A 19,790-nucleotide genomic window follows, 5' to 3' on the forward strand; every position below is an offset into this window, starting at 1 on the left:
TCGCTAAAGGCCATGCCTCAGTCTTTGAAGTACCAGTAACCGCTGTTGACCAACGAGGTCAGCAGTGCCAGGAACGAAGGATCTTCGATCGCGTCGCCCAGCTTGGCGGCATCCACGCTGAAATTCTGGCACATCGCATCGGCAGCCTGCTGATGCTCGGTATCCATCAGTTCACCGTTAGCAAAGCACTGGTCGCCAATGCGCAGTACGCGCAGGCCACCCAGGCGCTGCAAAGGCTCGCCCTGTTGCAGCAGTTCGTAGATTTCACCGGCCTGATAAGGCGGCTCCGGCGGCGCAGCATCCAGCTCATGACGGGTCTGGGAGATAAACTCGCCGAACCACTGCTGGAAGTGTTCAGGTTGCTGAACCAAATCCACCATCATCTGGCGCAGCGCATCGACTTCCTGCGGCAGCACTTCTGCCGGATGCTCACGCAACTGAATATCCGGATCGCTGTAGCGCTTACTGCCCAGTTCGCGGGCCAGCACGTAGTCGGCAAAGCCACTGACCAACTCGCGGCCGTTCGGGGCGCGGAAACCTACCGAGTAATTCAGCGCATTTTCCAGCGCGTAGCCTTCATGCGGGAAGCCCGGTGGGATATACAGAATATCGCCCGGTTCCATTTCTTCATCGATGATGGCGTCGAAAGGCTCAACTTGCAGCAGGTCCGGGTGCGGGCAGTGCTGTTTCATCGGCACTTTTTCACCCACGCGCCAGCGACGGCGGCCGGTACCCTGAATGATAAAGACGTCATACTGATCGAGGTGCGGGCCAACGCCGCCACCCGGGACCGAGAACGAGATCATCAGGTCGTCCATCCGCCAGTCCGGCAGCTTACGGAACGGGATCATCAGCGCACTGGAAGGTTCATGCCAGTGATTCACAGCCTGCACCAGCAGCGACCAGTTGTTTTCGCTCAGGTGATCAAAGCTCTCGAAAGGGCCGTGCGCAACCTGCCAGCGACCGTCCTGGTGGCTGACCAGACGGCTGTCCACTTCGTTCTCCATCGCCAGCCCGGCCAGCTCATCCGGGGAGATCGGATCGATAAAGTTTTTGAAGCCGCGCTTCAGAATAACCGGACGCTTTTGCCAATAACGCTGCAAAAAGTCGTTCCAGTCCAGATCTAATTGATAATCCATGTTCTATTCCAGGATAGAGGAGTGAGCCTGAGTGCGATTATAACGGAAGTTTGGCCCCGTGGATCGGGGCCAGAGCGACAGAATTTACTCGTGATGATGGGAATCGTGCTGACGGGCGAAAGTGACCTGCATGCGAGCGCCGCCAAGCGGGCTGTCGCTGATGGTAATGGAACCGTCGTACTGTTCGATAATCTCCGCCGCCACCGACAATCCCAATCCTTGACCAGGGCGCAGCGTATCTACCCGCTGGCCGCGCTGGAAGATCAATTCACGCTTGCTTTCCGGAATGCCTGGCCCGTCGTCATCGATGACGATAGTAAGGTATTTGTCGGAGTGCAGGGAGGTGATCTCAACGAACTCCAGGCAGTATTTACAGGCATTTTCCAACACGTTGCCCATCACTTCCATAAAGTCGTTTTTCTCCCCCATAAAGGTCACTTCCGGCGAAATATCCAGCGTGATCACCACACCTTTGCGCTGATACACCTTGTTCAGTGCTACGTTCAGGCTGTCGAGCAGCGCCGGGACCGAGTGGATCTCGCGCGTCAGCACCGTTTGCCCCGAATTGATGCTGGCCCGGTGCAGGTAGTAACCGATTTGCTGAGAAATACGGCTGATCTGGTCCAACATGATCGGCTCGACTTCCTCGATCGTGGTCTGCTTACCGGTACGTAATGAACGCAGCGTCGTTTGCAACACCGCCAACGGCGTCTTCAGGCTGTGGGTCAGATCGGAAAGCGTGGTGCGGTATTTGGTGTAACGCTGGCGCTCGTTGCGCACCAGAATATTCAGGTTACGTACCAGCCCACGCAGCTCGCTGGGGGGATTTTCGTCGAGTTGTTCTCGCTCGCCGTTTTCCAACTCACCAACCTGATTCACCAGCGCCTTGATGGGACGCAAGCTCCAGTAGGCCGCCAGCCACAGCAAGGGGACCACCAGCAGCAGGTTGGCCAGCAACACGTAGCTGAACCATTCCCATACCACGTCGGAGCGTTGTAATTCCTGCGGAATGGTATCGACTACCACGATACTCAAAGCCGGCAGCCGCGCGGTGGCTGCGTAGGTGTTGACCGCCACTGAGTGGGTCAGGGCATTCTGATCGTTGTCGTCATAGTCTTTGAGCTGATCCTGCGCCTTGGGGTTGTTGCCCAACACTTCACTACTGATACGGGTATCGGTATCGATTTCGTAGAAGCCGGACTCTTCCAGCCACTCTTTATTGATGCGTTTTTCCAGCTCAGGTACCTGGCGCTGGCTCCACAGCAGATTGCCTTTATCGTCGTAAATAAACACCAGGGTTGGGAAGTTGAGATCGATATCGGGCGGAATGGCAATGGTGAGTTTGTTATCTTTCCACTGGGCCAGGCTGAAAAACAGATTACTTTCACCGCGCAGTAGGCGGAAGGCAGTTTTGTCGAAGCTGACAATATAACCGACTACCGCCACCAGACCATAGGACAGCGAGAGCGCCAGGATCACCCCAGCGGTGGCCATCAAAAAGCGGGCGCGCAGTGAGAAAGGTTTTTTACCCTTGTTGAACATGGCGATCATTTCGCATCAAAACGATAGCCCTGACCACGAACCGTGGTGATCACTTCCTGAGGGTATTCGGCCTGCAATTTTTTGCGTAAACGGCCCATCAGTACGTCGATGGTATGGCTCTCGCGCAGTTCGGCATCCGGGTACAGCTGCAGCATCAGCGAGTCTTTGCTGACCACCTTGCCGGCGTTGCGGATTAAGGTTTCGATGATGGTGTATTCGAACGCAGTCAGTTTGATCTGCTGTTCGTTGACGCTCAGTTCGCGACGCGAAAGGTCGATTTGGAACGGGGGCAATACGATCACCTGAGAGGCCAAACCGCTGTTACGGCGCATCAGCGCCTGCATACGGGCAATCACTTCTTCCAGATGGAACGGCTTGGTCACATAGTCGTCGGCACCGGCTTCCAGCACCGCCACTTTGTCCTGCCAGCTTTCACGCGCGGTGAGCACCAGGATTGGCAGCTTCATCTGGTGGGCGCGCCAGCGGCGGATCAGGCTCAGGCCGTCTTCACCCGGCAGGCCGAGATCGACAATGGCGATGTCAGGCGCATGCTCTTGCAGGAAATAATCGGCTTCTTTGGCATCCTCTGCCGCATCAACCTGATGGCCCATTTCACGCATCTGGACGGAGAGGTGGTGGCGTAATAAACCGTTATCTTCAACAACCAGTACTCGCATGGCGAACTCCTGTGGATCGGCGGGTGAACATCCTGTCACCCACGCAGTAAAGGTAACACGCTCAGCAGCGTGTGAGGGATAGCGTGCGACAACCTAAGCCATCCGATCGTGATCTTGACGTTATGGTAGGTATAACCGGCTCTTACCGCAAGGGACGCAGAACCTTGGCAGGAAATAAGCGCTATCGATATTTAGTTCGCTGTCATTATCGACAAGGTCAAATAAACGTTGGATAAACAATGGCGAGGGAAAGTTAAACCAAACTTAAACGGAAAAGGCTGCGATGAGAGAACCGGACCCGGATGCCGGGCCCGCAAATGTTAAGGATGGGTCGGTTTGCTGACGCTGTTTTTACGGATCTCCTGCACTTCGGCGGCGGTAACTCGCGGCGCATGGTTGCCCCAACTGCTGCGTACAAAGGTCGCGAGTTCGGCAATTTGCTGGTCGTTCAACCGCCAGCCAAAGTCCGGCATGGTCAACCCTGTAGGGGCACCAACGGTTATGGGGGTACGGGAACCATTGATAACAATGCTGATCAGTGAGGAAGGATCATCGCTTAACAGCGCCGGATTGTGTGCCAACTGCGGGAAGGTATCACGGTAGCCCTTACCGTCGCTGCGATGGCAGGCGGCGCAATTATCCAGATAGGCTTGAGCGCCCGGGCGACTGACATCCCCTTTTGCCAGCAGAGCAGCTGTGCTGCCGTCTTGCGGCAATGGCTTCTCCTGATTATCTGCCTGTAATGATTGCAGATAGCCGGCGATAGCGCGTAGGTCCTCATCACTCAGGTATTGCGTGCTGTCCTGAACCACGTCAACCATCGAGCCAAAAGCGGCAAATCGGTTGTTGTGGCCGGTTTTCAGAAAGCGGGTGATATCTTCCGCGTTCCAACCGCCCAAACCGCTTACCGCGTCCGCCCGCAGGTTGGCGGCATGCCAGCCTTCCAGCGTACCGCCGCTCAGATAGGCGCTGTCGCTTTGGTTGAGCGCTTTCTCCTGGAAGCCAATACCGCGTGGCGTATGACAACTCCCGCAATGGCCCAGCCCCTGCACCAGATAGGCTCCACGATTCCATTCGGCGCTTTGGGTGGCATCCGGCTGATAAGTTCCGTCCTCTCGGAACACCAGATCCCACATTGCCAGCGGCCAGCGCATATTCAGTGGCCAGGAAATATCGCTGTCTTTATTCTGTTGCGACACGGGGTGAACCTGATGGGTGAAATACAGGTACAGATCGCGCACATCCTCATCGCTGATTTTGGCAAAAGAGGGATAGGGCATCGCCGGGTAGAGTCGGGTGCCGTCGCGGGTGACACCTTTGCGCAATGCGTCGCTGAACTCCTGCAGGCTGTATTCGCCGATACCAGTCTGTTTGTCCGGGGTGATGTTAGTGGAGTAGATGGCCCCCACCGGCGTGGTCATTTTCAGGCCGCCGGCAAAGGGTGCACCGCCAGGGGCAGTATGGCAGGCGGCGCAGTCACCGGCACGCGCCAGATATTCGCCGTGCAGGAGCCGGGCGGCCAATTGCGGGTCATCGGCCGCCTGTACCGTCGCGGTGCCCAGCATCAACAGCGCCAGCAGCGAGGGAGTAAATCCTTTCATATGAAGCTCCTTATGCTTTCAGGCCTGAACCAGCGGACCGGGGTTTTTTAAATACTGCGTGCGGATCGCCTCGGCCGAATAATAGGCCAGCGCCCCGACGATGCCGGTGGGGTTGTAGGCCAGATTCTGCGGAAAGGCGCAGGCGCCGGTGACGAACACATTAGGTACATCCCAACACTGCAGGTATTTATTCACCACGCTGGTGGCAGGGTTGTCACCGGTAATGGCTCCGCCGGTGGTGTGAGTCGACTGGTAGGGGCGCACATCGTAATGATCGCCGGTTTTTTTCACCGAAACCGCTATCTGTTTGGGCTTCATGGCATTGGCGATATTCACCATTTTGCTGGTGATGTGCTGTGTCATTTTGATTTCATTGTCTTTCCAGTCAAACGTCATGCGTAACAGCGGCAGGCCGTAGCCGTCCTTATAGGTTGGGTCGAGATCCAGATAGCAGTCGCGGTACGGCATCACCGAGCCTTCGGAGCCGATGCTCATTGAGTGCGGGTAGTTATCCTTGATGCCCTGTTTCCAGCCGCCGCCCCAGGCAGGCGTACCCGGCGGCAGCATCATTTGCTGGATAGGTCGGCCGCCGGTGCGGGTGGCAGAGATGTAGGCACCGCCGATAAAACCCAAATCGGCATGATCGAAGTTCTCGCCGTTAAGATCGTCGATCACCGTGCCGGCCGCGCCTGCGCCGATAAACGGATTGAAGTGGGTATTCTGGTCGTAAAACAGCGATATACCGCTGTTCATCTGATAGGCGTAGTTCTTGCCGACCACGCCTTCACCGGTCACCGGATCGTAAGGTTTGCCGATGCCGGACAACAGCAGCAGGCGAACGTTATGCAGTTGGAAAGCACTGAGGATCACCAGATCGGCCGGTTGTTCCACCTCTTGCCCCTGGGCGTTGATGTAGGTGACGCCGGTGGCTTTCTTGCCGGTGCTGTCCAGATTCACTTTGATTACCTGCGACTGGGTGCGCAGCTCAAAGTTTTTGCGCTGGGTCAGTACCGGCAAAATGGTGGTTTGCGGCGAAGCCTTGGAGTACATAAAGCAGCCGAAGCGCTCGCAGTAGCCGCAAAAATTACAGGGACCCAGCTGCACGCCGTAGGGATTGGTATAGGGCTCGGAGCAGTTGGCGGCGGGGATGGCGAACGGGTGATAGCCCAGTGATTCCGCGGCCTTGCCGAACAGCGAGCCGGAATAGAGCTGTTTCAGCGCCGGCGTCGGGTATTCGCTGGCTCGTGGCCCTTCAAACGGATTGCCTCCCTTGATGATATTTCCCTGCAGATTGCCGGCTCGACCGGAAGTGCCGCACACTTTTTCGAACTTGTCGAAGTAAGGCTCCAGTTCCTGATAACTCAGCGGATAATCCTGTAGCGTCATGCCCTCCGGGATCCATTTGGCCCCGTACTTTTCATTGAGGGTGGTGTGCAGCTTCAAGTCGGATGGCAAGGCACGCCAGTGCATGCCGTTCCAGTGCACGCCGGCACCGCCGACGCCGTTACCGGGCAGAAAAGACCCGAGCTGGCGGTAGGGCACGGCAAAATCTGCCGGCGTGTGGCGCACCGTGACCGTCTCATGCGCCATTTCCTGTGCCAGTTTCAGGCGAATGCCGTAGGTCAGTTCGTCGGCAATGCGCGGATAGGCAAAGTCCGGGTAGGTTTCACGCTGCTCACCGCGTTCCAGCGCCAGCACGCTCAGGCCGCTTTCGGTCAATTCCATCCCCATTATGGCGCCGGTCCAGCCAAACCCGACGATAACCACGTCTACCGGTGGTTTTTTAATTGTGCTCATTTAGGCATTCCTTTTGCTTGAAATACTGACCGGGCCGAGGGGATAAGGCTGATTGGGGCGATTGACCCAATCGGTGTAATCCGCGCGTGCGCCGGGGAAACCAATCAGTTTCCAGGACGCTAACGTCTGGTTACCGCCATGCACCGGATCGGCCAGATAGCCTTCTTTGGTATTGGTCAGCAACTGGTCGAAAAACGCCTTGCCGGGCAGGGCTTCCGAGTCCAATTGGCCATGTTCCAGCGCCGTCAGCAGCTGTTCCTGCTCGGCGTGGCCCAGTTCGGCAAACACCTTTTGAAACTGCCGACGGCAGTGCGCATTCACTTCACGGATACCGATACGGTAAGTCTCGCGCGGCGTCAGCTTGGACTGATAGCCCAGTTCCGGCGGAGAGGGAACGAAGGGCGGATGCATGTACCACAGTCCGCCGTGGCCGTAAGGCGTTTCCATTTGTCGGTCGATAAATATCGGTACGCCCTGATCCACCGCGCCGGGGCCGTTAGCGTCCGTCGGGATCAGCCGATCGCAGGCGGCCAGCAGAAAACGCCATTCGTCACCGTTGAAATAGACCGGGACATAGTGGCTCGATACGCCGGGGGCGGGTGCCGCCTTGGCTTCCAGTGCCATAATGCTGCTGCCTGCGGCGGCCAGCGGGATTAACGCCAATGTCTTTTTTAGAAAGTTACGCCTGGGCGGCGTAGCGTCGTGCTGTTGTGACATAATTCCACCTTGAACATGCTTCACAATTAATGCCTGCGCAGGCAATAGCGGCCTACGCCGCGGCTCTCCAGCAGCGGTAAACAGGCGGGGATGGGTAAACGAATAGTAAACAACCATATAAATAGCAAGCTACTGGTATGGTTGTTTTAGTGTAGGACTGGCGAACTGAATGAAACAATCGATGATCTGTTTCAAAACATTTTGTTCACAACTAAGTTGATTTAGATCAACTTATCAACATACATACCGAGGGTTTGTCTTCGGCAGGCCTTCGACCCGGAGCAGCATGAAGCACAGCAGTAGTGACAGCCGGCCGGATATCATCCAGGCCACCTTTGGTCGGCATCTACGTCAAGGCATGACGCGCAAAGCCGCGCTGCATCTGACCATCAAGCAACTGGTGACGGCGGGGGAGCTGGACTATCTGGCAAAACTGCCGCCCAGCCGCGTACTGGCTGCCCGGCTGGTGGTTTCGCGCGATACGGTTGAACTGACTTATGCCCAACTGGAGGCCGAAGGCTATATTGCCCGCGCGGTGGGGCGCGGCAGTTTTGTCAGCTACCAGCAAAATACCCTGATTGGCCGCGAGCTGCTGACTGACAACTCTACCGAAAGCGCTCAACTGGCGGAGTCGGAACTGAGTGTGCATGGCCGCTCCTTGCTGCTGGCAGCCCACACTCCGCACACCAGTCGAAGCGACTCGCTGACCCCTTCCGTGCCCGATTTGCGGCTGTTTCCCATCGATAGCTGGTTGCAGCTGGAAAGGCAGGCGGTGCGACAAGGTGCCGAGCGCCTGATGGGGTATGCCGATCCTCAGGGGCTGGTGGAACTGCGGGAGGAGATCATTGACTATTTGAGGCGCGAAAGGGGCGTTAAGGCCAGCGCGGAGCAGGTGATCGTGGTAACCAGTTCACAGCAGGCGCTATCGCTGTGTACGCAGGTGTTGTTTAATCCTGGCGACCGGGTGTTCGTGGAAGAGCCGGGCTACCAGGGGGCCAAAAAATTGGTTCAGTCGGCAGGGATACTCGCCCAACCGATTGGGGTAGATCAATCCGGTTTGGATATTGATGCATTGATACGGGCAGACGGGGGCGGGCGGGGCGTTTACATCACGCCCTCACATCATTATCCGTTGGGGCATTCGCTCAGCATCGACCGGAGGTTAAAGCTGTTGGCCTGGGCGCAACGTGAAAAAGCCTGGATTATTGAAGACGATTACGATTCCGAGTTCAATTACGACGGCCTGACCAGGGCATCGCTGCAGGGGCTGGATCAGTACCAGCGAACCTTGTATATCGGCACCTTTAGCAAGACGTTATTCCCGGGGTTGCGCATCGGTTTTATTATCGTTCCGCCGCAGCTGATTAAACCCATGGTCGCCGCCAAGCAATTCCAGGATGGTTATACTTCCGCATTGCCGCAAATGACGTTATTCAAATTTATCCATGAAGATTTCCATACCGAACATTTAAGGAACATGCGCAAAACCTATCAGGCGCGGCTGGAGATTTTGCATGCAGCGGTTCATCAGCATCTTGGCGCCTGGACTCAGCCACGTTTGCCGCAGGGCGGGTTGCAACTGGTTTGTCCGTTGGTGGACGCGGCAACTGAGCGGCGCCTGATTCAGGCCGCCGCCGCGCAAGGGATAAAGGTCTATGGCCTGATAGATTTTTATACCGGGCAGCCCACGGAGGGGGCGCTGGTATTGGGTTTTGCCGCTTATTCCCCTGATGAGATTGTAAGATTCATCAAAAAGTTAGCTGCTATTTTCAGCGAGCTGCCGGCTGAGATCTGACTGCGGTTGTACATCAAAATTGGTCTGTTCACTGTTATTAATTGGTCTGTATTCAGTTCGCAATGGCGCAGGTATCCTACTGGTATTACGTTATTTTTTCTCAGAAAAGCCCCGATGACGCTTTGATCGCCATCACCCTCAGGGTGGCTTAAAGGCTGCGGGATCACTTACTTAATACCAGAGAGGCACCATGCTCCCAATAATTCATGAAGCAGCAGTACGTAAAATACAAAACGCCGATAAGCCGCAGTGGTTGGAACTGTGGCAGGGGTACCTCCATTTTTACCGTGCGGACGTCTCGGCGCAGGTTACCGATCATACCTTCGAGCGTTTATGCGAAGATCAACAGGTCTACGGCCTGGTGGCGGAAGATAGAAACGGCAACCTGCTGGGGTTCATGCATCTTATTTTCCATCCTTCAACCTGGAGCTCGGCCGGCTATTGTTATATTGAAGATCTTTACGTTTCACCGGCGGGCCGCGGCAAGAAAGTGTCCGAAAAACTCTTCGAACAGGCCTATCAGTTGGCGGATGAGAAGGGCAGCGACAGAGTTTATTGGATGACGCAGGAATATAACGCCCCGGCGCGGTCGCTGTACGACAAGATAGGCAAGAGAAGTTCGTTTATCGTCTATACCCGTTAACGACAGGCTGCGAGGAAGTGTATGGTGATCAATCAGTTTGGGCAGCCGGTGGGCGAGCCATTATCCGATTGGCGGGCGGCGAAGCGCCCTGGTGGCGAGACGCTTAACGGCCGTTTTTGCTGTCTGAAGCAACTCGATCCGCAGCGGGATTATGCGGCGTTGTTCAGCGCATTCCAGCAGGCGGTTGATGGCCGGGACTGGACTTATTTATCGATAGAACGACCAGAAAGCTCTGCGGCGATGTTACAACACCTGACCACCTTGCAGGCGAACGCTACGCTGGTGAATCTGACGGTGTTCGACGCTGTCAGCCAGGCACCGGTTGGGACGGTAGCTTATATGCGCATCGACGAAGGTAATGGCGTGGCTGAGATTGGACATGTCAGCTGGTCACCGGCGATGAAACAGCGCTCCAGTGCCACCGAGGCAATTTATTTGATGCTGCGGCATCTGTTTGAGGATTTGGGCTATCGCCGTTGCGAATGGAAGTGCGACAGTCACAACGCGCCCTCCAAACAGGCGGCGGCGAGATTTGGTTTTCTGCATGAGGGGATTTTCCGCTATGCGGTGGTCACCAAGGGCCGCACTCGGGATACCGACTGGTTTGCCATAACCGCTGACCGTTGGCCGGCAATCAAGGCGGGATTCGAGCAGTGGTTGAGTCCCGATAATTTCAATGCGCAAGGGCAGCAGATAAAACGCCTGCAGGATTTTATGCCACAGAAATAAAAGAGGCGACCAAAAGGCCGCCTCTTTGCTATCGGAACAAAACGCTTACTTCAGCTCATCGACCATGGTCGCCGCGCGGCCAATGTAGTTCGCCGGGGTCATGGCTTTCAGGCGGGTTTTTTCTTCTTCCGGCAGCGCCAGACCATCGATAAATGCCTGCATACCGGCGGCATCCACGCGTTTGCCGCGGGTCAGCTCTTTCAGCTTTTCATACGGCTTTTCGATGCCGTAACGACGCATCACGGTCTGGATCGGCTCGGCCAAGACTTCCCAGTTGTGATCCAGCTCGTCCAGCAGATGTGCCTGATTGACTTCGAGCTTGCTGATGCCTTTCATGGTCGCCTGATAGGCGATCAACGCATAGCCCAGACCCACGCCCAGGTTACGCAGCACGGTGGAGTCGGTCAGGTCGCGCTGCCAGCGAGATACCGGCAGTTTGCTGGCCAGGTGGCCCAGCACCGCGTTAGACAGGCCCAGGTTGCCTTCGGAGTTCTCGAAGTCGATCGGGTTGACCTTGTGTGGCATGGTTGAAGAGCCGATTTCACCGGCGATGGTCTTCTGCTTAAAGTGATTCAGGGCGATATAACCCCAGATATCACGGTCGAAGTCGATCAGAATGGTGTTGAAACGCGCCACGCAGTCAAACAGCTCGGCAATGTAGTCGTGCGGTTCGATTTGGGTGGTGTACGGGTTCCAGGTAATGCCCAGTGAAGTCACGAAGTCTTCGCTGAACGCATGCCAGTCCACTTCCGGATAAGCCACGATGTGGGCGTTATAGTTGCCGACTGCACCGTTGATTTTACCCATGATCTCCACGCGCTCCAGCTGACGGAACTGACGTTCCATACGGTAGGCCACGTTGGCGAATTCTTTACCGACGGTTGACGGGGTTGCCGGCTGACCGTGGGTACGGGACAGCAGCGGAATATCGCGGTATTCCAGCGCCAGGCCCTTGATTGAATCGATGATTTTGCGCCAGTACGGCAGCACCACGTCCTGACGCGCAGTTTGCAGCATCAGCGCATGTGACAGGTTGTTGATGTCTTCTGAGGTACAGGCAAAGTGGATAAACTCGGACACCGCCTGCAGCGCAGGGATCGCGTCCACTTTTTCTTTCAGGAAATACTCAACCGCTTTGACGTCGTGGTTGGTGGTGCGTTCGATGGTCTTGATGCGCTGCGCGTCTTCTTCGCTGAATTCCGCGACGATCTTGTCGAGGAAAGCGTTTGCGTCGGCGTCAAAAGCCGGAACTTCTTTGATTTCTGCACAGGTGGCCAGTTTTTGCAGCCAACGTACTTCAACCTGCACGCGGAATTTCAGCAGACCGTATTCGCTGAAAATGGCGCGCAGTGCGCTGACTTTATCACCGTAGCGTCCATCAACGGGTGAGACGGCGGTCAGTGAGGATAATTCCATCGGTAGCAACTCCTGGGATCGATTAACAATGAGCAACGATATTTTGCGCCTGTTTAAACAGACGATTACGGGAAAACATTAACTGCAGGCGGCTGCCGCCAACCTGTTGCCACAGTACGGCGGCACGGATGCCGGCCAGTAGCGTGGCACGAACCTTGGCCTGCACCTGCGGATTCTGCAGAATAGCCGGCGAGCCGGTCACCTGGATGCGCGGCCCGAGCGGGCTGACCACGTCGACATAAATGCCGGCCAGCGCGCTGATAATGGTGTCTGATTCCAGATCAAAATGCGCCAGTTGGCGCTCAAGCTGGCCGAGACGTTCGCCAAGCTGGTTCATCGCCTGCTTATTGGCGTTGAGCTTGCGCTCCAGCACCATCAGGCTGATGGTGTAGCGGGTCAGTTCGGCACCCAATCCTTTATTGTTGGCGTTGAGCACGCTCATCAGCGTCTCGAGGCCGACTTTCAAATTGCGCTCTTCTCCGCCGAACACCGCCAGCGTGGAAGAGGGGTCCATCTGCAGCAGGCTGTTCAGCGAAGTATGGAAAGCTTCACGGTCGCATTGGCCTTCGTGCGCCAACTGCTGAACCATAAGCGCCGCCTGGCTGATTCCAGCCATGGCCAGCGTAATGTCATAATAATTCTTCGCCACGATTACTCCTGTAAACGCTGTTCGATAATGCCGCCACCGAGGCAGATTTCATCCTGATAGAACACGGCAGACTGGCCTGGGGTCACGGCAGCGACCGGCTCGTCGAAACGCACTTCAATACGCTCTTCGTCAAGCGGGGTAACGGTGCACGGAATGTCCTGCTGGCGATAACGGGTTTTTACCGTACAGCGGAAGGGGCCGCTCAGCGGCAGGCGATCGACCCAATGCAGCTGCTGCGCTACCAGACCGACGGACATCAGGCGCGGATGCTCATGCCCCTGGGCAACCACCAGCACGTTGTTGGCGACGTCTTTGTCCACCACGTACCACGGATCTTCACTGCTGTCCTTCATACCACCGATGCCGAGCCCTTTACGCTGGCCCAGGGTGTGGTACATCAGGCCCTGATGTTCACCGACGGTCTGGCCGTCAACGCTGACAATCGGGCCCGGCTGTGCAGGCAGGTAGCGGCCAAGGAAGTCGCGGAACTTGCGTTCGCCGATAAAGCAGATGCCAGTGGAGTCTTTTTTCTTGGCGGTGACCAGATCCAGCTGTTCGGCGATGCGGCGCACCTCCGGTTTTTCCAGCTCACCGACCGGGAACAGGCTTTGCGCAACCTGCTCGTGGCTCAGGGTGTAGAGGAAATAGCTTTGGTCTTTATTACCGTCTACGCCGCGCAGCAGGCGGCTTTTGCCGTCAACGTCCTGGCGGCGCACGTAGTGGCCTGTGGCGATAAAATCGGCCCCCAGATCTTCGGCGGCGAATTCCAGGAAGGCTTTGAATTTGATTTCTTTATTGCACAGGATGTCCGGATTCGGCGTACGGCCGGCCTTGTACTCTTCCAGGAACAGTTCAAAGACGTTGTCCCAGTACTCTGCCGCGAAGTTCACCGTATGCAGTTCGATGCCGAGTTTGTCGCATACCGCCTGTGCATCGGCCAAATCGGTCGCTGCGGAGCAGTACTCTTCATCATCGTCTTCTTCCCAGTTCTTCATAAACAGCCCAGCGACCTGATAGCCCTGTTGCTGTAACAGATAGGCAGTAACGGAAGAGTCGACGCCGCCGGACATACCGACGATTACTTTTTTCTGGCTGTTGTCTGACATGGGGATCTCACGAACTTGAACACGAACCGTGCTGATAAAAAACAAGCGCAGGATTTTACCACGTTGCCTGCGCCGGCGCACGGCACTTATTCATCTCAGAACGGCCAGTTATAGCTGCTGACCAGCGATAGCGGGTAACGTTCCGGCTGTTGGTAACAACGAAGGCTTTCCGCGACCAGTGCGGATCGCAGGTTAGGGGCCTGCAAAATCTCGTCGGCGCTCAGCCACAAACAGCGGTCGATATCGCTGTCGTGCGGTTCGGTCGGCAACTGCTGTTCGAGCTCGATGACAAAGCAGAAGCGCAGAAACGGCGTATTGTCCGGTGCGATCCACTGGTGCAGCTTGAGGAATGACTGTGGCGTGGCGCGGATGCCGGTTTCTTCCCACAGCTCGCGCTCGGCGGCCTGCACCAGCGTTTCGTCGGCTTCAAGGTGCCCGGCCGGCTGATTCCAAAGCGCCTTGTTATTAATCGTCTCCTCGACGATCAAAAACTTGCCGGCGGCGTGAACCACGCAGGCAACGGTGACGTGCGGTTTAAACATAAAGGTCCCTTACAGCGGCTTATTGATATGCTGATAGATGTCATCCAGTTCGGTAATACGGGCCTGATAGCTGCCTGAGAGACAACTGACGTCGCTGCCGCACAATTTCCGCTGCGCCAGCCAGCGCTGTTGCTGGTCTTGCATCTCACCGCGCACTCCCATGGCGAACAGGCCATGTAAAAACTGGTACTTGGTCGCCATTTCCACGTCTTTGTCACTCAGCGTACGGCTGGCGCAGATGGCCTTTTCGTCGGCGCTGACGGCTTTGGCGCAATCAAAACTGGCGGCCTGAACGGCAGGAACCGAAAGCAGGGCGGTGAACAGTAGCGCGGTTAATGTTTTCATCGTTGCTGCTCCTCGGGCTGGTTACAGTGAGTCCAGGGTTTTCCATTCACCGGGCTGCAATTCGCCCAATGAAAGATTACCCATACTGTAGCGAATCAGCCGCAGGGTAGGAAAGCCGATGTGTGCAGTCATGCGACGCACCTGGCGATTTCGGCCTTCATAAAGGGTGATTTTCAGCCAGGCGGTGGGGATTGATTTGCGTTCGCGAATGGGCGGATTGCGCGGCCACAGCCATTGCGGTTCTGCGACCAGCTCAACGCCTGCCGGCAACGTTGGGCCGTCTTTGAGCGTGACGCCATTGCGCAAGGAGGCCAGATCGCTTTCCTGCGGGGCGCCTTCGACCTGCACGTAATAGACTTTTCCGGTACGTTTGCCCGGCTGGGTGAGTTGCGCCTGCAGCTTGCCGTCATTGGTTAGCACCAATAAACCTTCGCTGTCGCGATCCAAACGCCCAGCGGCGTAAACATCGGGAAATGGAATGAATTCTTTCAGGGTGGTGCGGCCGGCTTCATCGGTAAATTGCGGCAGCACATCGAACGGCTTATTGAATAACACCACGCGACGCGGCCCCTGTGCGACTGCGGGTTTGGCGGGGGCAGGCTTGCTGAATCGTTTAACTTTGTGATTTTTAACAGAGAATTTTTTCATAACAGTTGAGATTACGGATGATAGGCGCATTATAACCGAATCCGTTTCGGATTGGCGCGGACTGAAAATTCCAGTAGTATCTACACGCATCTTACAAAGCATTAACAAAAATTGCGCTTGAAGGAGAGGTTGATGGAAAGCAAAGTAGTTGTTCCGGCAGAAGGTAAAAAGATTACGGTCGATGCCCAGGGTAAACTGGTTGTTCCGAATAACCCGATCATTCCGTTTATCGAAGGCGACGGCATTGGCGTTGACGTTACCCCTGCTATGATTCACGTGGTTGATGCCGCAGTGAAAAAGGCCTACCACGGCGAACGTAAAATCTCCTGGATGGAAATCTATACCGGCGAAAAATCCACTCACGTTTACGGGAAAGACGTGTGGCTGCCGGAAGAAACCCTGGATCTGATCCGTGACTACCGCGTTGCCATCAAAGGCCCGCTGACTACCCCAGTCGGTGGCGGTATTCGCTCCCTGAACGTGGCCCTGCGCCAGCAACTGGACCTGTACGTGTGTCTGCGTCCGGTGCGTTACTACCAGGGCACTCCAAGCCCGGTTAAACAGCCAGAGCTGACCGACATGGTGATCTTCCGCGAAAACGCCGAAGACATCTACGCAGGTATCGAGTGGAAAGCCGGTTCTGCAGAAGCAGACAAAGTGATCAAGTTCCTGCGCGACGAAATGGGCGTGAAAAAAATCCGCTTCCCAGAGCAATGTGGTATCGGCGTGAAGCCATGTTCTGAAGAAGGGACTAAACGTCTGGTACGTGCGGCGATCGAATACGCGATCACCAACGACCGCGACTCTGTGACCCTGGTTCACAAAGGCAACATCATGAAGTTCACCGAAGGCGCCTTCAAGGATTGGGGCTACGAACTGGCGCGCGAAGAGTTCGGTGGCGAACTGATCGACGGCGGCCCATGGCTGAAAATCAAGAACCCGAACACCGGTAAAGAGATCGTGGTAAAAGACGTGATCGCCGATGCCTTCCTGCAGCAAATCCTGCTGCGTCCGGCTGAATACGACGTGATCGCCTGTATGAACCTGAACGGTGACTACATCTCCGACGCCCTGGCCGCGCAGGTTGGCGGTATCGGTATCGCACCTGGCGCCAACATCGGTTCCGATTGCGCGCTGTTCGAAGCCACCCACGGTACTGCACCTAAGTATGCCGGCCAGGACAAAGTGAACCCAGGTTCCATCATCCTGTCTGCAGAAATGATGCTGCGTCACATGGGCTGGTTCGAAGCGGCTGACCTGATTGTTAAGGGCATGGAAGGCGCAATCGCTGCCAAGACCGTGACCTATGACTTCGAACGCCTGATGGAAGGCGCTAAGCTGCTGAAATGTTCAGAGTTTGGCGACGCTATCGTTAAACACATGTAATGGTGTTTAAGCGTTAAATGATAACGGGAACCTGATGGTTCCCGTTTTTGTTAGTCATTACGCGATATGTGATCTGATGGGCGTCTTAAACAAGTTGAAATTCGGATTATTGTTATTTCCGTTTACGCCAGTCCCATTCGGCATGAGCCCAAATGATCAGCATCACACAGCTTGAGATGAACATGACATCCGGCCATTTAGTGAATCCAGTCGCTATCGAAGCAATCGAGACTGCAGCTGCCAGTCTGGTCAACACCCTGTTGAAATTCATGTTTTCCCTCGGTTCTAAGAATATTCCTGTTGCGTAAATGTTACGAACGTATGATTATAATTTTTTATTTGGACTGGTAAGGCAATGAATCAACTTCGGTTTGCATTCGCTCTATTTATCATTCTTGGACACATTTACTTACTATCTTATCATTAGCTCCAAAGTTGCTGTAGTCAAAGTGTGTCATTTTCTGCCTGTGCGTCCCTATCTGTCTAAAAGTTGAAACAATCACATCTGTCTGTCATTGAACCGATGGCTCAGTGGCGCTAATGCAGTTGACAGGAACTGCGGTTAATAGTCTGGCAGGGTTAGCAGGGACGATGTGTCGTTTGATTGATACCGGGCATTGCCCGGTATTTTTAAAGGGATAACACCCGGCCAAGCGGATCCTGATAACACCAACGGTCTTTATAACCCGCGGTCGGTTTGCCAAACGAGTAACGCATGGTTTTTCCCACGGCTTCGCACAGCTCATAAGCGGATTTGACATTTAGCCAGGTGACGATGGTCCCTGGGCAGAATGAGTCATGACGCTGGTCATATCCGCCATTAACATAATCAAAATTAATCCATTTAGGGCTTTCTGCTTTGGTTATGAGCTGAAATGCGCACGGCTCTCCGGCTAGAAATAAAATATGGCCAAAGAGAAATTGCCGCAAGGATGTAAACATATCTACGGTTTCTAGAAAATGGCTCGGCCGGTGCCCCCAGCGTTTTTCAAACAGATCGAAGTATATTGTGATGAGCTCCTGTGGGGGAAAATGACTTTGGTCGAAAATTTCACCACCGGCCTTGATAAATTTGTTTAGCTCTCTTTTTCTGCTGTTTTTCGTCGATGAAGAGAATCCGTCTTTACCACAACCTTTTGCCAGGCAAACAGCGCGATGACTGTTTAGCTTGAAGCTTGAGTTTAGAACATTTCTTCTATTTAAAGAGGAGAGTATTTTCGTTTTAAAGGGCAATGCAATTCTGAGCTTAGGATGAAATGGGAGCGTTATTTCATCTTTGTTGAACTGATAATGCCCGAGCTTTATCGCTTTCGCCGTCTTGCCATCACAGGCAAAGTTGCTGTTTCGCCAAGAGCAAAATGCACCCAGTAAAGTACCATTGCTATTTCTCTTGATAGAGTAGTGCGGGCGGCAATCGAGCCTGCTATGCAGGAAGGCCAATACTTCGGGGTGAGTGATAAAATTCCCGCCATATAAATCAAAACATTTCTTGTAGTCGGCTGCCGTGCCTGGCTTCCATCCAGAAGCTAAATTTGTTAATTTTTTTATCATAATGTTGTGAATTTTTATTTTTCAGGAAATAGAGTATAAATGAATTACCCGCTCAAAATGAAGGGTTAATGCATTGGTTGCTGGGTATGAATATTTAATCGCAGGCAACGGCCTAACGGATTCTGTAAATGACAGAATAGAAAGTTGCATCGTTTATGACTTATTAATTAATGCTAAGGTAAACGGAGCGATCGCCCAGGGAAGGGATATGAAGAGATAAAAAAACGGGAACCCCATGGTTCCCGTTTTGCGTTGCAGTTTCTAATGCCCTTTAACAGAGAATACTTTTTCACTCCGCCTTGGTGGCGTCTGGGTGATTCTTGCCTTCCTCGATAAAATCTTCGTCGATCTCATCGGTGGTTTCTGCACTGTCGCGGCCGGAAAGAATATTCCAGCAGGCGATGAACAGGGCGGCGATCAATGGGCCGATAACGAAGCCGTTGATACCGTAAATCTCCATGCCGCCCAGGGTTGAAATCAGGATCAGGTAGTCCGGCATTTTGGTGTCTTTGCCGACCAACAGCGGGCGAAGAATATTGTCGACCAATCCGATGATCACCACGAAGAAACCGACCAGGAACAGGCCTTTCCACAGCATGCCGGTGGCGAAGAAATAGATGGCTGCCGGTACCCAGATAATGGCGGAACCCACTGCAGGGATGATGGACAGGAATGCCATCAACGCGCCCCACAGCAGGCTGCCGTCGATCCCGGTGAAGTAAAATGCCAGACCGCCAAGCGCACCTTGCACCACGGCCACGACCACCGTGCCTTTCACCGTCGCGCGCGACACGGCAGCGAATTTCACAAACAAATGGTGTTTAACGTGCTGGGATAACGGCAGGGCTTCGAGCGTCAGATTGACCAGGTATGGGCCGTCTTTGAGCAGGAAGAACAGCAGATACAGCATGACGCCAAAACCCACGGCGAAGTTGAAGGTGCCTTTACCAATCAAAAAGACGCTGCCGGCCAGGTATTGGCCGCCCTTGAGTGCCACTTCGGAAAGCTGTTTCTGTATTTCCGCGGCGCTATCCAGATTATGTTCCGCCAGAAAATGCCGTGCCCATCCGGGGAGCAATTTCAGGGTGTCGGCAACAATAACCGGGAACTGCGTGTTATTGGTCTGCAGCTTGGTGTAAACGACGTTCAGTTCAATCGCCAATGAAGAAGCGATGATCGCCAACGGCGTAAAGACGATCAAACAGATCACCGCGAGCGTTATCAAAGAAACCAGGCCGTTTCGGTCGCCCAGATACTGTTTAAGTTTTTGTTTCACAGGGTGGAAAATCACCGCCAGGATGATAGCCCACAGCACAGATGAGTAGTAGGGACCCAAGACGTCCATAAAAGCAGCGGTAACGATAAAAAGGATCAGAAGAAAGAATCCCTTTGAAATACCTTTAGACATCATACCCGTCCCTCAGATGATAGATTTTGCCGGTGGATCTCGGTATTCACCGGCATTGACACTTCTTGAAGAATAAACCCTATCATCACAAACGGTTAA

General features: G+C 54.6%; 19 protein-coding genes. 5 read left to right on the forward strand and 14 right to left on the reverse strand.

Annotation, left to right across the window (positions count from 1 at the left end; all coding sequences use genetic code 11):
* Positions 1 to 17: 17 nt before the first annotated feature.
* The 6 genes from H0S68_RS09890 to H0S68_RS09915 form a co-directional block, all read right to left on the reverse strand.
* Positions 18 to 1,139: a JmjC domain-containing protein gene (locus H0S68_RS09890; RefSeq protein ID WP_410529351.1), complete on the reverse strand. Its 1,122-nt coding sequence runs from the start codon at positions 1,137 to 1,139 to the stop codon at positions 18 to 20.
* Between the two features lie 84 nt (positions 1,140 to 1,223).
* Positions 1,224 to 2,681, reverse strand: a complete 1,458-nt coding sequence (gene phoQ, locus H0S68_RS09895) for a two-component system sensor histidine kinase PhoQ (protein WP_041415330.1) — start codon at positions 2,679 to 2,681, stop codon at positions 1,224 to 1,226.
* A 5-nt stretch (positions 2,682 to 2,686) separates the two neighbouring features.
* On the reverse strand, positions 2,687 to 3,358 hold the full coding sequence (gene phoP, locus H0S68_RS09900; protein WP_020826469.1) for a two-component system response regulator PhoP: 672 nt from the start codon (positions 3,356 to 3,358) through the stop codon (positions 2,687 to 2,689).
* Between the two features lie 320 nt (positions 3,359 to 3,678).
* Positions 3,679 to 4,959, reverse strand: a complete 1,281-nt coding sequence (locus H0S68_RS09905) for a c-type cytochrome (protein ID WP_142815394.1) — start codon at positions 4,957 to 4,959, stop codon at positions 3,679 to 3,681.
* Between the two features lie 18 nt (positions 4,960 to 4,977).
* Positions 4,978 to 6,756, reverse strand: a complete 1,779-nt coding sequence (locus tag H0S68_RS09910) for a GMC family oxidoreductase (RefSeq protein WP_020826471.1) — start codon at positions 6,754 to 6,756, stop codon at positions 4,978 to 4,980.
* Positions 6,757 to 7,473, reverse strand: a complete 717-nt coding sequence (locus H0S68_RS09915) for a gluconate 2-dehydrogenase subunit 3 family protein (protein ID WP_128864292.1) — start codon at positions 7,471 to 7,473, stop codon at positions 6,757 to 6,759.
* Positions 7,474 to 7,759: 286 nt separating this feature from the next.
* Between H0S68_RS09915 and H0S68_RS09920 the strand changes: the two genes are divergently transcribed.
* The 3 genes from H0S68_RS09920 (at position 7,760) to H0S68_RS09930 (ending at position 10,640) form a co-directional block, all read left to right on the forward strand.
* Entirely contained in the window at positions 7,760 to 9,268 is a 1,509-nt protein-coding gene (locus H0S68_RS09920; protein ID WP_410529352.1) for a PLP-dependent aminotransferase family protein, read from the forward strand.
* A 190-nt stretch (positions 9,269 to 9,458) separates the two neighbouring features.
* Positions 9,459 to 9,911: a GNAT family N-acetyltransferase gene (locus H0S68_RS09925; RefSeq protein WP_130015588.1), complete on the forward strand. Its 453-nt coding sequence runs from the start codon at positions 9,459 to 9,461 to the stop codon at positions 9,909 to 9,911.
* A gap of 21 nt (positions 9,912 to 9,932) precedes the next feature.
* Positions 9,933 to 10,640 carry a GNAT family N-acetyltransferase gene (locus H0S68_RS09930; protein ID WP_410529353.1) on the forward strand — a complete coding sequence of 236 codons (708 nt, stop codon included), beginning with the start codon at positions 9,933 to 9,935 and terminating at the stop codon, positions 10,638 to 10,640.
* A 45-nt stretch (positions 10,641 to 10,685) separates the two neighbouring features.
* On the opposite strand, the gene purB is transcribed toward H0S68_RS09930, so the two are convergent.
* From purB to rluE, 6 genes are all read right to left on the reverse strand, one after another.
* Positions 10,686 to 12,056 carry an adenylosuccinate lyase gene (gene purB / locus H0S68_RS09935; protein ID WP_020826476.1) on the reverse strand — a complete coding sequence of 457 codons (1,371 nt, stop codon included), beginning with the start codon at positions 12,054 to 12,056 and terminating at the stop codon, positions 10,686 to 10,688.
* Positions 12,057 to 12,078: 22 nt separating this feature from the next.
* Positions 12,079 to 12,705 carry a high frequency lysogenization protein HflD gene (gene hflD, locus H0S68_RS09940; RefSeq protein WP_020826477.1) on the reverse strand — a complete coding sequence of 209 codons (627 nt, stop codon included), beginning with the start codon at positions 12,703 to 12,705 and terminating at the stop codon, positions 12,079 to 12,081.
* A 2-nt stretch (positions 12,706 to 12,707) separates the two neighbouring features.
* On the reverse strand, positions 12,708 to 13,811 hold the full coding sequence (mnmA, locus tag H0S68_RS09945) for a tRNA 2-thiouridine(34) synthase MnmA (protein WP_041415331.1): 1,104 nt from the start codon (positions 13,809 to 13,811) through the stop codon (positions 12,708 to 12,710).
* A 95-nt stretch (positions 13,812 to 13,906) separates the two neighbouring features.
* Complete coding sequence (locus H0S68_RS09950; protein ID WP_048760698.1) at positions 13,907 to 14,353, reverse strand: NUDIX hydrolase; 447 nt, start codon at positions 14,351 to 14,353, stop codon at positions 13,907 to 13,909.
* Between the two features lie 9 nt (positions 14,354 to 14,362).
* Positions 14,363 to 14,698, reverse strand: coding sequence for a lysozyme inhibitor LprI family protein (locus H0S68_RS09955; protein WP_020826480.1), 336 nt, complete (start codon positions 14,696 to 14,698; stop codon positions 14,363 to 14,365).
* A gap of 21 nt (positions 14,699 to 14,719) precedes the next feature.
* Positions 14,720 to 15,346 (reverse strand): 23S rRNA pseudouridine(2457) synthase RluE, encoded by a 627-nt coding sequence (rluE, locus tag H0S68_RS09960; protein WP_410529354.1) that lies wholly within the window; start codon positions 15,344 to 15,346, stop codon positions 14,720 to 14,722.
* Between the two features lie 132 nt (positions 15,347 to 15,478).
* On the opposite strand from rluE, the gene icd reads away from it, so the two are divergent.
* Positions 15,479 to 16,732, forward strand: a complete 1,254-nt coding sequence (gene icd / locus H0S68_RS09965) for an NADP-dependent isocitrate dehydrogenase (protein WP_012006449.1) — start codon at positions 15,479 to 15,481, stop codon at positions 16,730 to 16,732.
* A gap of 152 nt (positions 16,733 to 16,884) precedes the next feature.
* Positions 16,885 to 17,040 carry a hypothetical protein gene (locus tag H0S68_RS09970; RefSeq protein ID WP_162302881.1) on the forward strand — a complete coding sequence of 52 codons (156 nt, stop codon included), beginning with the start codon at positions 16,885 to 16,887 and terminating at the stop codon, positions 17,038 to 17,040.
* A gap of 322 nt (positions 17,041 to 17,362) precedes the next feature.
* Here the strand turns inward: H0S68_RS09970 and H0S68_RS09975 are convergent, their stop codons facing one another.
* Together H0S68_RS09975 and H0S68_RS09980 are read right to left on the reverse strand one after the other, a co-directional pair.
* Positions 17,363 to 18,283, reverse strand: coding sequence for a GNAT family N-acetyltransferase (locus H0S68_RS09975; RefSeq protein ID WP_122078833.1), 921 nt, complete (start codon positions 18,281 to 18,283; stop codon positions 17,363 to 17,365).
* A gap of 289 nt (positions 18,284 to 18,572) precedes the next feature.
* Positions 18,573 to 19,694 (reverse strand): AI-2E family transporter, encoded by a 1,122-nt coding sequence (locus H0S68_RS09980; protein WP_020826483.1) that lies wholly within the window; start codon positions 19,692 to 19,694, stop codon positions 18,573 to 18,575.
* Positions 19,695 to 19,790: the final 96 nt, after the last annotated feature.

Source organism: Serratia sp. AXJ-M (assembly GCF_046531865.1).
Lineage (GTDB): Bacteria > Pseudomonadota > Gammaproteobacteria > Enterobacterales > Enterobacteriaceae > Serratia > Serratia liquefaciens.

What these genes read in the sequence shown, in the direction of transcription:
- H0S68_RS09975 (WP_122078833.1), bottom strand. Translation starts at nt 18,283, where the DNA reads ATGATAAAAAAATTAACAAATTTAGCTTCTGGATGGAAGCCAGGCACG.
- phoQ (WP_041415330.1), bottom strand. Translation starts at nt 2,681, where the DNA reads ATGTTCAACAAGGGTAAAAAACCTTTCTCACTGCGCGCCCGCTTTTTG.
- H0S68_RS09915 (WP_128864292.1), bottom strand. Translation starts at nt 7,473, where the DNA reads ATGTCACAACAGCACGACGCTACGCCGCCCAGGCGTAACTTTCTAAAA.
- H0S68_RS09955 (WP_020826480.1), bottom strand. Translation starts at nt 14,698, where the DNA reads ATGAAAACATTAACCGCGCTACTGTTCACCGCCCTGCTTTCGGTTCCT.
- H0S68_RS09950 (WP_048760698.1), bottom strand. Translation starts at nt 14,353, where the DNA reads ATGTTTAAACCGCACGTCACCGTTGCCTGCGTGGTTCACGCCGCCGGC.
- H0S68_RS09980 (WP_020826483.1), bottom strand. Translation starts at nt 19,694, where the DNA reads ATGATGTCTAAAGGTATTTCAAAGGGATTCTTTCTTCTGATCCTTTTT.
- H0S68_RS09905 (WP_142815394.1), bottom strand. Translation starts at nt 4,959, where the DNA reads ATGAAAGGATTTACTCCCTCGCTGCTGGCGCTGTTGATGCTGGGCACC.
- H0S68_RS09970 (WP_162302881.1), top strand. Translation starts at nt 16,885, where the DNA reads ATGATCAGCATCACACAGCTTGAGATGAACATGACATCCGGCCATTTA.
- icd (WP_012006449.1), top strand. Translation starts at nt 15,479, where the DNA reads ATGGAAAGCAAAGTAGTTGTTCCGGCAGAAGGTAAAAAGATTACGGTC.
- mnmA (WP_041415331.1), bottom strand. Translation starts at nt 13,811, where the DNA reads ATGTCAGACAACAGCCAGAAAAAAGTAATCGTCGGTATGTCCGGCGGC.
- phoP (WP_020826469.1), bottom strand. Translation starts at nt 3,358, where the DNA reads ATGCGAGTACTGGTTGTTGAAGATAACGGTTTATTACGCCACCACCTC.
- purB (WP_020826476.1), bottom strand. Translation starts at nt 12,056, where the DNA reads ATGGAATTATCCTCACTGACCGCCGTCTCACCCGTTGATGGACGCTAC.
- H0S68_RS09925 (WP_130015588.1), top strand. Translation starts at nt 9,459, where the DNA reads ATGCTCCCAATAATTCATGAAGCAGCAGTACGTAAAATACAAAACGCC.
- H0S68_RS09910 (WP_020826471.1), bottom strand. Translation starts at nt 6,756, where the DNA reads ATGAGCACAATTAAAAAACCACCGGTAGACGTGGTTATCGTCGGGTTT.
- H0S68_RS09890 (WP_410529351.1), bottom strand. Translation starts at nt 1,139, where the DNA reads ATGGATTATCAATTAGATCTGGACTGGAACGACTTTTTGCAGCGTTAT.
- H0S68_RS09920 (WP_410529352.1), top strand. Translation starts at nt 7,760, where the DNA reads ATGAAGCACAGCAGTAGTGACAGCCGGCCGGATATCATCCAGGCCACC.
- H0S68_RS09930 (WP_410529353.1), top strand. Translation starts at nt 9,933, where the DNA reads ATGGTGATCAATCAGTTTGGGCAGCCGGTGGGCGAGCCATTATCCGAT.
- rluE (WP_410529354.1), bottom strand. Translation starts at nt 15,346, where the DNA reads ATGAAAAAATTCTCTGTTAAAAATCACAAAGTTAAACGATTCAGCAAG.